The sequence below is a fragment of the Synechococcus sp. RC10A2 genome, from assembly GCF_047502605.1.
In genome coordinates this window covers 1-11,579 of the sequence record NZ_JANSHP010000052.1, presented here as the reverse complement: position 1 = coordinate 11,579, position 11,579 = coordinate 1, and the positions used below count along the sequence as shown (strand labels likewise).

9 protein-coding genes and 1 CRISPR repeat array are annotated in these 11,579 nt (G+C 57.5%); of the genes, 2 read left to right on the top strand and 7 right to left on the bottom strand.

From position 1 onward, the window contains the following. Positions 1-113: 113 nt before the first annotated feature. Positions 114-1,387: direct repeats of the CRISPR family, unit length 37 nt; unit sequence GTTTCCGTCCCCTTACGGGGAAAAGGTAGGGATCAAC. A gap of 274 nt (positions 1,388-1,661) precedes the next feature. Genes cas2 through NW848_RS06665 form a run of 3 tightly spaced genes read right to left on the bottom strand, consistent with a single transcriptional unit; the run spans position 1,662 to position 4,353 of the window. After that, a complete protein-coding gene (gene cas2 / locus NW848_RS06675; protein WP_414331218.1) occupies positions 1,662-1,940 on the bottom strand; it encodes a CRISPR-associated endonuclease Cas2 in 279 nt (92 codons plus the stop codon). After that, positions 1,940-2,950 carry a CRISPR-associated endonuclease Cas1 gene (gene cas1, locus NW848_RS06670; RefSeq protein ID WP_414403047.1) on the bottom strand — a complete coding sequence of 337 codons (1,011 nt, stop codon included), beginning with the start codon at positions 2,948-2,950 and terminating at the stop codon, positions 1,940-1,942. The genes cas2 and cas1 overlap by 1 nt, the downstream gene beginning before the upstream one ends. After that, positions 2,947-4,353: a TIGR03985 family CRISPR-associated protein gene (locus NW848_RS06665; RefSeq protein WP_143597335.1), complete on the bottom strand. Its 1,407-nt coding sequence runs from the start codon at positions 4,351-4,353 to the stop codon at positions 2,947-2,949. Before NW848_RS06665 ends, cas1 begins: the two co-directional genes overlap by 4 nt. Before the next feature lie 129 nt (positions 4,354-4,482). Here NW848_RS06665 and crn3 point away from each other — a divergent pair, with 129 nt between their 5' ends. Further along, a complete protein-coding gene (gene crn3 / locus NW848_RS06660) occupies positions 4,483-5,388 on the top strand; it encodes a CRISPR-associated ring nuclease Crn3/Csx3 (RefSeq protein ID WP_414403019.1) in 906 nt (301 codons plus the stop codon). Between the two features lie 37 nt (positions 5,389-5,425). On the opposite strand, the gene NW848_RS06655 is transcribed toward crn3, so the two are convergent. From NW848_RS06655 to NW848_RS06640, 4 genes are all read right to left on the bottom strand, one after another. Next, the gene (locus NW848_RS06655) at positions 5,426-6,262 is read right to left on the bottom strand and encodes an ABC transporter ATP-binding protein (RefSeq protein ID WP_099812314.1); all 837 of its coding nucleotides are present in this window, start codon (positions 6,260-6,262) and stop codon (positions 5,426-5,428) included. Between the two features lie 27 nt (positions 6,263-6,289). Next, positions 6,290-8,329 (bottom strand): nitrate ABC transporter ATP-binding protein, encoded by a 2,040-nt coding sequence (locus tag NW848_RS06650; RefSeq protein ID WP_414508404.1) that lies wholly within the window; start codon positions 8,327-8,329, stop codon positions 6,290-6,292. A gap of 159 nt (positions 8,330-8,488) precedes the next feature. After that, entirely contained in the window at positions 8,489-9,316 is an 828-nt protein-coding gene (ntrB, locus tag NW848_RS06645; protein WP_414402836.1) for a nitrate ABC transporter permease, read from the bottom strand. A 467-nt stretch (positions 9,317-9,783) separates the two neighbouring features. After that, on the bottom strand, positions 9,784-11,088 hold the full coding sequence (locus NW848_RS06640) for a CmpA/NrtA family ABC transporter substrate-binding protein (RefSeq protein WP_414508405.1): 1,305 nt from the start codon (positions 11,086-11,088) through the stop codon (positions 9,784-9,786). A 210-nt stretch (positions 11,089-11,298) separates the two neighbouring features. Between NW848_RS06640 and NW848_RS06635 the strand changes: the two genes are divergently transcribed. Continuing rightward, positions 11,299-11,579, top strand: a 281-nt coding sequence (locus NW848_RS06635; RefSeq protein WP_414508406.1) for a tocopherol cyclase family protein, incomplete at its 3' end; no start/stop codon positions are given.

Genomic DNA, 11,579 nt, shown 5'->3' with positions numbered 1-11,579 from the left:
AAAGCTCAGTAAATTCAGCAAAGTTCAGGGTTTTGGGGGTTAGAGGCATGCTCTTGCAGGGAGAAGGTAGAGATCAACCTCACTTCTCTTTGCTCATTACTCGCTTCTCTCTAGTTTCCGTCCCCTTGCGGGGAAAAGGTAGGGATCAACGTAGATTCTGAGCGGGAGGTCCCAGAAGAAATTCTGGGGTTTCCGTCCCCTTGCGGGGAAAAGGTAGGGATCAACGTGAGTTTCGCCTCAAGCCCACATGGCTTCCTCAACTCGACGGGTTTCCGTCCCCTTGCGGGGAAAAGGTAGGGATCAACGCTGAGGCCTTAGGGCTTCCCCGTATCATCTCGCTCGAGCTGTTTCCGTCCCCTTGCGGGGAAAAGGTAGGGATCAACTACCTATGTACGCCCGAGAGGGGTACAAAAGGGTGGTATGAGTGTTTCCGTCCCCTTGCGGGGAAAAGGTAGGGATCAACGGGCTAGCTGCCCTCTGTTTGGCCAAATCCGTGGCCTGTTTCCGTCCCCTTGCGGGGAAAAGGTAGGGATCAACCTCGCGCGCAACGAGGTCATGGTCAAGCAGGCTGACGCAGTCGTGTTTCCGTCCCCTTGCGGGGAAAAGGTAGGGATCAACACAGGACCTTAACCTGTTCCCCTGCGACCCCTCGCAGGTAAGTTTCCGTCCCCTTACGGGGAAAAGGTAGGGATCAACTTTCGGGTCTTACCGCCGTGTTGCGGATGAGGTTAAAGTGTTTCCGTCCCCTTACGGGGAAAAGGTAGGGATCAACAGAAAAACGTAATTCTCTGCCAAAGGAGGTTTACTATGGCTAGGTTTCCGTCCCCTTACGGGGAAAAGGTAGGGATCAACCTCCCGGATTTGGGGCTCTGGACCAACCCCGAATCTGGGAGGAAGTTTCCGTCCCCTTACGGGGAAAAGGTAGGGATCAACGGTGCTTTCGTACGTCCTATACCGGATTCTGGGTTTCGGTTGCCGGCCCCTTCAGGTGAAAAGGTAGGGATCAACGTCGATTAACTAGCCCTCCCCCAAACAAAGCACCCAGGGTTTCCGTCCCCTTACGGGGAAAAGGTAGGGATCAACGCCGATGGGCACTACATTGTAGCGATTCCTTATAAGGGGTTTCCGTCCCCTTACGGGGAAAAGGTAGGGATCAACAGTTCCAAGTCACACGGTATGTTTTCAACAATCGTGAGGTTTCCGTCCCCTTACGGGGAAAAGGTAGGGATCAACGGACTATATCCACTCCACTTGGTTTTAACCTCCCCTAAACACGTTTCCGTCCCCTTACGGGGAAAAGGTAGGGATCAACTTACTATAGGTCTCGTATCGAAGAGGCGCGGTCTGCACGTTTCCGTCCCCTTACGGGGAAAAGGTAGGGATCAACCCTACCCTCGGAAAAGCCTGAATTCATGAGGTTTTCAAGGTGCGTTCGCGAGGGAGTACGGAGATTCCTCGACACAGATATTAACATTGTCCTCGCGGCCAAGCGCAAGCGGGGAAATTGAGCTTGCTACGGCCATTATGTCACGTTTTTGGGCCAATCGGGGCAAAAGATCTAAAGTTTCCCTTAAAATCTTGTGCCGGCAGAGTCAGGCTGGTGATGGCTCGCCCCGACAGATCGCGCACAAAACTTTACAATTTCGGCCCGGTGAAGAGCCTCAGAAGATCAGGTAGTCCGGCGGCTCATAGGGGGGAGGCCCCCCGAAGACTTTGGCCTGCTTCTTGGCCGCGGCATCCAAAGGGTAGGCCCGCAGACTGTCTTCCTTGAGATTCAGCAGGGGCAACCACGACTGTTCCAGCTTGTTTTCCAACTCTGCAGTGTCCAGTGGGCATTCGAACACGGAGTATTGCACCCGCTGGCAACACTGTTCCAACTGCTTGGCCAACTGTTGTCGCCGCTTATCGTCCACCACGTCGTAGCAAACCAACCACAGCATCAGCGCAGCTCTATGGGCTCATAGTCTAGGTCACCGCTCACCAGGCAACGGCTCAGCCGGCGGGCTTGCTCCAGCACAATTTGACTGAGGGGCAGGCGGCGAGATTGGGGAGGATAGAGCAATGGCTCGCGGAAGCGGCGTTCCAGCTCTCCCAAAAACAGTTTTTTGGCCAGGGATCCCAGCCATATGCCTGTCCCATCCGGCGACGGCTCAAAGTCTTCCGGCGTGAGCAGGCCAGCCTTGACAAGCTGGAGCACAGCCCAATCCACCACCAAGGGTCGAAACTCCTCCATCATGTCGAGCACCAGGTTGGGGCGGTAGGGCAAGTTGGCGTGGAAAAAGCCGAGATAGGGATCCAACCCGGCCATCACCACTGCCGAGAACACGCGGGCCAGCAGCACCCCGTAGCCCCAACTGAGCAGAGCGTTGATCGGGTCGAGCGGCGGCTGTCGGTTGCGGCCAGTGAAGTTCCACTCAGGCGGAAAGCAATGTTGCAGGGATTGGTAGTAGGTGCGGGCGCAAATGCCCTCCAGGCCCATCAGCGCTTCTCGATCCGGAGGAGTGGTGGAGCGATCCAACTGTTGCAGGTAGGCGGCGATAACATCAATACCCTCCTGTAAGGGGGCAATTTGGCCGCGGGTAGCCCGGTTGTGCAGTTGTAGAATTGCCCGTTGGTTGCGAATCTTGCCGCGCACAATCACCTTGGCCCACCTCAGCCCCCAGGGGGAGTAGGCCCGCTGATACTGGGCCAGACGGATCTCAGAGTTGGTGGAGAAGGATCCCTGCAGGCGACCGCGAAAACCGCCATCCGCACGCAAAAAAATGGTTTCGATGCCTCGATCCAGCAGTTGGGCCAAAGCTGCGCTGGTCAATTGGATCCCGGGCAACACCACCACCAGCTTCACCTCTGCCAGGCGGCAAAGCTGCTCCTGGCCGCGGCGCCGAATGAGCAAGCTTTGGTTCTGGCAGTGAACCACGGTGCCCGGCTCGGTTAAGTAGAGGGTGGTCATGGGCAGGCGGGTTTGGCAAGAGCCAGTTCGGGCCGGTAAAACCGCAGCTCTGCCTCCGCTTCCTGGGCCATCTGTTCCCGATAGGCCAGAGGGGCAATCACTTCGCCGTTGGGCCGCCAATCCCGCAGGCGCATGGTGAAATTGGTGTCTCCCACCCGCACATAGGCGCAGAAGTAGCGGTCGCTGGCCGGCCTCTGCCGGAGAATGTGCAAGATCTTTTCCCGTTCCCCCGCATCGGCGATCTCCCGCCGCACCAAAGCCGGGATCCGCTCGTAGGCAATGGGCTGGAAGGTGGGGTGGCGTACTGTGTTGTCCACGTAGCGGCGGGCAAACTGCGGCGCAAAGCGCAGGATCAAGAGCGCCTTGGGCAGATAGAAATCGGATCCCCAGGCCTCTTCCCAGGCCGCTTGCACCTCCTCAGGAGTGGGCAGATTCCCCTGCCTCTGGCGGGCCAAGAGCTCCGCCGGCACCGCAGGGTCAGACCAGGGCACCACCGTCAGGCGAGGCGAGCGAATGCGATCCAGGCGAAAGTTGTGCCAGCCCAGGGATCTGGCAGCGTGCGGGAGCTGGCCGAAGGCGGCCAAGTACTTGGCGCGGCGGGCATAAAACAGGCAAACCGGGTAGGTGAGGACCTTTTGGATCCCGTGCTGGCGAGTTTCGTAATCAAAGCGGATCAGCCCTGCTGCCGGTTTTGTCCAGAAAGCCTCTAGCTGGTTTTGGTATTCGTCCACCCGCTCCTGCTGTTCGTCGGAGAGGATGTACTCAAACCAGACAAAGAGCCGCCGCTGCGAGTGTTGATGCCCCCCCCAGATATCGTCCAGCAACACCTGCACATCGGGATGCACAAAGGCCACGTCGCTGAGGACGTGGTAGATCTGCTCAAGCTGGCTACCCGACAACGTCAAGGCCGAGGCGGGCGTCGGCAAGGGGGGGCGATCCCCGGCGGCACGGCAGCGAAAGTTATCTCTTCGCCTGGAGTTGGCCTCGATTGGCTGCAGCCAGCCCTGAGCGGCCAGGTAGTCCAGCTCTTTGCGCAGGGTGCGGTGGGTCTTCAAAAAGGGCCGGCTGGCCAGCCGCGTCTCCAGATGGGGAACTTCGGCTTTTAAGGCGGCCAGCAGGTCGGGATGCTCCAGCCAAAAGCTCAGAGGCTTCTGGCAAATGCAACTGGGATCCGGGCAGGAGATCCCATGGGGCAAATCCTGCCGGGGGTGGCTGGGCGAGAAGAGGCGATCGCGGATGTGGGTGTAGCCAAAGGTCTCTGGCAGATCCGGCCAACGGTTTTCGCTGTACAAACCCTGGAGCAACACCCAGAGACGCACCGCCCGCTCCAGGCGCTCTGCCAACTGCCCGCCTGCCAGCCAGCGCAACACCTCCACCGTCAAAGGCAACTCCCCTCCGTTCATCTCCCCCTCCAGGGCAAGGCACAGACCAAGGTCGGATCCCTTCGCCCCTACTCTGCCAACAATTGGAAGATCTTGCTTCCAATCTTCCCCATACTGGGGCCAGGCTGTTGTCTTTCTGTCCCAATTTCCATGTCTGCTGTGGCGCTGCAGTTGCGGTCTGGCTATCTGGCCCATTGGCCGCAGAAACCCCATCTTGGGGGGCTACCGTTTCAGGTGATTGAAATCGAGCTGACCCGACCGGATCGGCTGGTTTTCCCGGAAGATCTGGCCCAACTGCGCCTGCCTGGGGGGATCGACCCCCGCTTGGGAGTGGTGCTGAGCGGGCGCGCCCCCATCTGGCTCTACGGCTGGTTGGTGCACGAGTGCCACTTTACCCGCTGGGTGGCCTGCTACGACCCGCGCTTGGGGGCAGTGGTGGTCTCCAGCCATAGCCCAGACGTGCAGGTGGGCGAGATCATTCCCTGGGTGCAGGGCAGGCCAGGCTCAGAATTGGCGGCGGCAGTGATGGTGGTGGGCCCTCCGGATAGCGGCAAAAGCCGCCTGGCCCGCGCTCTTTTCGAGTCCCTGCTGCCTCAGGCTCCCAACGTTTATCTGCAGCGGGCCCACTGGGATGGGGAAGGAAATTGGACGTTGGATCTGCCGCCGGAAGAAGCCAAAATCCTCAAGCACCGCTACCGGGGCCGCCTGACCCCCGATTTTTTCAGCTTTCACGCCCAGGCCATCCTCGCCCTGCGCCAACAAAAAAGCCTGGTGATCGTGGATGTGGGCGGCAAGGTGGATCCCCACAAGCAGCCGATCCTGGAAGCCTGCTCCCATTATCTCTTGGTCAGCCGGGATCCGGCGGCCATCCCCCTCTGGCATGAGTTTTGTCGGGATCGGGGCAACTTGCGGTGTGTGGCCGTCCTGCACACCGGCCCCTGCCCGGAAGATCTACCCAGGGATCCCAACCAACTGGAGCTGTGCTGGGATCCCGGCTCTCCGCTGCCTGCCGAGCTGGTGCGGGTGGTGCGCGGCTTGGTCGGCTCGGCAGGATAATGGCAGGGAGCTTTCGGCGGCGTGCCGGATGAGATTTTTAGTTAACCGCTTCAGGGTTAGCCTCATGCCCGTAGAGGTAGCTGAGGACAGAGTTGCGCAGGCGATAGTACTGCGGATCCTCCAGAATGCGCTCGCGGTCGCGAGGACGTGGGAAGGGAATAGAAATGACCTGCCCAATGGTAGCTGCAGGGCCGTTGGTCATTAACACCAAACGGTCGGCCAGAAACAGTGCCTCATCGATATCATGGGTGATCATCAAAACCGTGCAGCGATGTTCATCCCAAATGCGCAACAGCTCCTCCTGCAGTTCCTCTTTGGTGATGGCATCCAAAGCCCCAAAGGGTTCATCCAAAATCAGGACTTCTGGTCGAATCGCCAAGGCACGGGCAATGGCCACCCGCTGCTTCATCCCTCCGGAAATTTGCGGGGGATATTTTTGGGCAGCTTCCCCCAGCCCCACCAAATTCAGGTGTTCCTCTACAATTTGATGCTTTTCCGACTGGCTCTTTTGAGGGAAGACCGACTGGACGGCCAGGTAAACATTTTCATAGACCGTGAGCCAGGGTAACAAGGCATATCCCTGAAACACCACCATGCGATCTGGGCCAGGAGCTGTAATCGGCTGGCCTTTCAGCTTCACCGAGCCGCTGGTGGGCTGGGTAAAGCCAGAAACCATATTCAGCAGCGTGGTTTTGCCACAGCCGGAATGTCCAACTATGCAGACAAATTCTCCTGCATCGACCCTAAGATTGATATCTCGCAAGACGGGATACTCCCCCTTAGGAGTTGGGTAAGTCTTGCTGACATTCTCAAGGGTTAAGTAGGGTTCTGCGGCTGTGGCTACTGGGGTAGAGGTTGTCAAGAGGGCAGTCATCGTGGGGTGCTCCAATTCATCGTTTTCTCACAACTGGGAACGTGCTTTTGCAAAGGGAACCTCTAGAGCAACACAGGACGACGATCCAAAGCAACCTCGGCTACATAAATCATAAATATCGTGCTTAATCGCCAAACTGTTGAGGTAGGCCAGGGGATCCTCACCATTAAAGGGGATCCCGTCGAACAATTGAATGGGCTGCCGTTGGTAAGACACATCCAGCCCCAGCTCGCGGGCCGCCGTACTGAACACCCCCACCTGACACACCCGCTCCACGATCTCCACCCAGTTGCGGGGGAAGGGCAGATCCCCCCAGCGGGCCATTTGCGTCATCATCCACAGATGCTCGGTGCGGCTGGGGCGGTTGCCGGCTCCCAGAAAGAAGCGGTGGTGGGCATATTCCCGCATCGGCCTGTCCAAGTCACAGATCAGACGCTGGGGATCCCCCAGATGAATGTAGGAGGGGTCGGTGCTCAGGTAGGCGCGGCGGCTGAGCAGCTCGCGAATCTCGTCGTGGTGGGCCGGATCTTCGCAGTAGCGACAGGCTTCCAGCAGCGCTTTCACCAAGGCAATGTGGGTGTTGGGGTAGGCCCTGGCCCAATCTTCACGCACCCCCAACACTTTGCCGGGATGGCCCGGCCAAATCTCCAGGTCTGTAGCCACCGTAAAGCCACTGCCCTCTAAGGCTGCCCGCAAATTCCAGGGCTCTCCCACACAGTAGCCATCGATGTTGCCGGCTGTTAGGTTGGCCACCATCTGAGCCGGGGGCAGCGTTTTCAGTACCACATCGTGATCCGGGTGGATCCCGCCGGCTGCCAGCCAATAGCGCAACAGCAAATTGTGCATAGAGCTGGGATGCACCACCCCAAAGGTCAGCCGACGGCTGGGACTATCCAGGATGTAAGCCTTCAACTGGCTGAGGGTGTGGATCCCTTGCTCGTAGAAGCGCCTGTGCAGGGTAATGGCATTGCCGTTGCGGGTCAAGGTGAGGGCAGTCACCACCGGCTGGGGTGGGTTGTCCCCGCCGCCCAGAGACATCCACACCGGCATGCCGGCGGGCATTTGGGCCGCATCCAAGTAACCTCCCTGGATGCCGTCTTGGATCCCTCGCCAACTGGTTTCCCGCACCAGATTGACTTCTTCCAGGCCGTGTTTGGCAAAAAACCCCTTTTCTTTGGCCACCGCCAACGGGGCGCAGGCGGTCAGGGGCACAAAGCCGATCTCCAAGTTGATCTTTTCTAAACCGTGCCTGGCCACCACGGTGCTGCGGCGGGCCCGCCACTGTTTGATCCGTTTTTGCTGGTTCAAAAAGTAGATGATCTCGCTGCGATAGCTGTAGTAGCTGGGGTGATTGACTACCTCCAACCGGCGGCGGGGGCGGGGAATATCGATGGTTAAAATGTTGCCAATTCGGGATCCCGGCCCGTTGGTCAGCATCACCACCCGATCCGAGAGCAGGACGGCTTCGTCCACGTCGTGGGTGACCATGAGGGTGGTCATCTGGTGTTCTTCGCAGATGCGCATCAACTGCTCCTGCAAATTCCCGCGCGTGAGGGCATCCAAAGCGCCAAAGGGCTCGTCCAACAACAACACCTTGGGCCTCACAGCCAAAGCGCGAGCGATGGCTACCCGCTGCTTCATGCCCCCTGACAGTTGAGCCGGGAACTTATCCGCCGCCTGCCGCAAGCCGACCAGATCGATATGTTCTTCGACAATCTGCTGACGCTCTGCCGGGGAGTAGTTTTTCAGCACAGCGTCTACCGCCAGGGCAATGTTTTGTCGAACCGTTAGCCAAGGCAAAAGCGAGTAATGCTGAAACACCACCATGCGATCCGGGCCGGGAACGGTGATGGTGTGTCCATCCAAAGCCACGATCCCTCCGGTAGGCAGAGACAACCCCGCCACCATGTTCAGTAGGGTGGACTTGCCGCAGCCGGAGTGGCCGATTAAGGAGACAAACTCCCCGCGGTGAATTTGGAGATCGATCCCTTTGAGGGCTAGATATTCTTGGCCTCCAGGCAGACCAAACGCTTTTTCCACTTGCTCTACACTGACCAATACAGACACAGAAGACCTCCCCACCTGTAGATATTGCTCAGCAACTCGGATCCCAGACCTCAGTTCTACTCTTTTTGAAGAGCTGATTGGGGCTAACACTCAAAGACAATGTAAGAGGGATCCCAACTCAATTGGATGGACATGCAGTGAAAAGATCTGCAAACGAGGCTAGCGATTGGCTATTTTGTTTTGCAGGGCAGCCACCAGTCGATCCAAAAGCAAGCCCACCGCCCCAATGTAGATGACAGCAACGATGATCTCAGTCACGTAGTTCTGCTGGTAGGCATCCCAGATGAAAAAGCCGATCCCTGGCACGCCGGACATGACAATTTCTGCAGCAATAATCGCCAGCCAGGATAGGCCAATGCCAACCCGCAAACCTGTGAACATGTAGGGCAAAGCAGAGGGCAGCAGCACCTTAAAAAAGAAGTCAACTTTAGAAAGCCTCAGCACTCTAGAAACGTTGATGTAGTCTTCCGGGATCTGCCTCACCCCCACCGCCGTGTTGATCAAAATGGGCCAGATAGAGGTGATGAAAATAACAAACAAAGCAGCCGGCTCATTGCGCTGCAAAGCAGCCAAGGAGATGGGCACCCAAGCCAAGGGAGCCACCATGCGCAAAAACTGGAAGATGGGATCCAAAGCGCGGTTGATCCACATGCTGCTGCCCACCAAGATCCCTAGGGCAATGCCCACCAAAGCGGCACTGCAATAGCCGATGGCCACCCTTTGTAGGCTGGCCAAGGTTTGGCGCAGCAGCCCTTGGTCGAGGTCGCTGTTGCGGTACAAAGGATGCAGGATCAGGTACCGGCTGCGCTCATCCATCCACACATCCCAGGGCCCCGGCAGCCGAATCAGGTTGGCGCCGGACAAAAGTTGCCAAATCAACAAAAATCCCACAATGCCAACCACGGGAGGGAGGATCTGATCTCGATACTTGGCAAAGTCGAACTTGGTTGTCGAGGGCTTTGCCGGAGAAGAAAGTGTCGTCGTCATGGCTCCTAGAGAGGATAGAGTTTTACAAAGTTCTCTGTTTCTGCGCCTTCGAAACACCTCGACTGAGGGGTTCTACAAAGTTCTGGAATCAGAGCATGAACTTGGATCAGCTTTGCCTTTTCCTTGGACGGGCAAGCACAGGGACTGCAAACTCGACAAAACTCTCACAGCAATCAGCAAAATCAGCGCCCCCATTGCCATTGAAAGGATGAGCCTGTCCCAGTAAAGCTTGGCTGGTCTCTCGAAGCAGGGATCCCTGGAGTGTTCTCGCGGAACGTGCAGCAGAGCTAACATGGCCGATCCTCAACATAGTGTTCAGAACCATTCAAAAGGCGCAAGGCTGACAGTCTCTATCAACCCGATGTGAGCAGAAAGCTCGGCCCAGCCTTTTTTAACTCGATGGGATCCCGCGAATGGGCAGGATTTCTGCTACACAAGAAACACGTCTGTGTTGACCTGAGCCGAGACTAGGCCCTCTTGATTTTCAGGCTGTTCAAGTAGGCCTGGGGATCCTGGGGGTCAAACACCACACCATCGAAGAAACGCTCCGTTCCCCGCGAAGTGTTGTTGGGAATATTCTTCACTCCCAGCGCTTGGGCAGCCTCCCGCCAGAGATCTTCGCGGTTCACCTCATCCACCAGACGGCGGGCAGTATCCAAATCCTTGAGGAAGCGAGCGTGGAAGCCCCAACGCAGCGATTCGGTCAAGAACCACAGGTCATGGCTCTTGTAGGGATAAGAGACGCTGCCCCGCCCATCTTCCCAGTACAGAGGCCCGGCGTTGAAATCTTGAACAGCCGGCTTGCCATCTCCCAATTCGTACTTGCCCTGGAAGGGAGGCGTGAGAACCTCGACCGGCACATTCAGATAAGCGCGCCCCGAAAGGATGCGCGCCAGCTCTTCACGGTTGGCCGGATCGTCGCACCATTGCTGCGCTTCCATCACAGCCATCAAAACTGCTTGTGTGGCTCTGGGGTTTTGCTCCACCCAGTCGGCGCGAATGGCCAAGTATTCTTCGGGGTGAAAAGGCCAGATCTGCTGGGTGAGGGCCGCCATAAAGCCGATCCCATCGGCCACAATTCGGTAGGGCCAGGGATCCCCGGTGCTAAAAGCATCCATGGTGCCATTGCGCATTCCCTGCACCGTTTCGGCAGAGGGAACCGCCAACAGGTCGATGTCTTGATCCGGATCTACCCCCCCGGCAGCAAACCAGTAACGGATCCAAAAATCTTGATTGACGTTGGGGAAGGTATGAGCGGCCTTGAATTTGCGTCTGTTGCTGGCGCTGAAATTTTTGATGTAATCCGCGGCTCCCGAGATATCCAGCCCCAAACCCTTGCCAACATGCATTCCAGCAATGGCAATTCCGTTGCCTTGGGTGATCAGTTGACACAGAACTGCCATGCGCACCGGCTGATTGTTGGTGATGGCGCCAATGTGGATCATGTGAGGCATCGGCATCTGCCACTGGCCGCCGTCAATGCCCCCACCTGCTGAGCCGATGACCACGTTGTCACGGGCTGCCGGCCAACTGGCCTGTTTCAACACCTCTACACCGGTCATGCCATGCTTGTCGAAAAAGCCCTTCTCCTTGGCGATGATCAGGGGGGCAGACTCCACAATCGGTATAAAGCCTAACCTGAGATTGGGGGTTTCTGGGCCGCTGGCCTGGGCAACCCAGTAGCCTGTGCTGGCCCGTGCTAAGCTGCCACTCACGAGTCCACCCACGGTGGCCGCACCCGCAGACAGCAAAAAGTTACGACGTGACGTCATGCTCACCTCATCGAAAGGATATGTGAAGGCAAGATGGAAGCTTTCCGGTTCAAGTCGCCTAACCCATGGATTTCCTTCGTGAAATCTCAAGAAATCCTTAAATCTCAGCTTGGTTGATATCCTAAGGGCAAATAAATATAGAAACAATACAATTATTATTTTGGTAAGCATAGACTTCCGTTTATCATTTTTGCGATGGCTTAGGTCTCAATGGCGTTTCCTCCAACGGCGGCTTGCTCTGGGCAAAACAGCTCAACAGATTGGGGATCCCTGCCCCATGCCGGCTATCACTGGGATGGCTGTGCCGAGCCGTTTTTCGAGGGCTGGTACAGCCGCGTCACCTTGCCCGGGGATCCGCCCATTAGCTTTGCCGTCATGTACGCCATCGATCCCAGGCGGGGAGGCATGGCGCAGGTGTTGGGGCCAGACGAGGAGTTGCATTGGCGCACCTTCCCCAATCCACAGCGCTTCTGGGCCAGTTGGCGGCACCT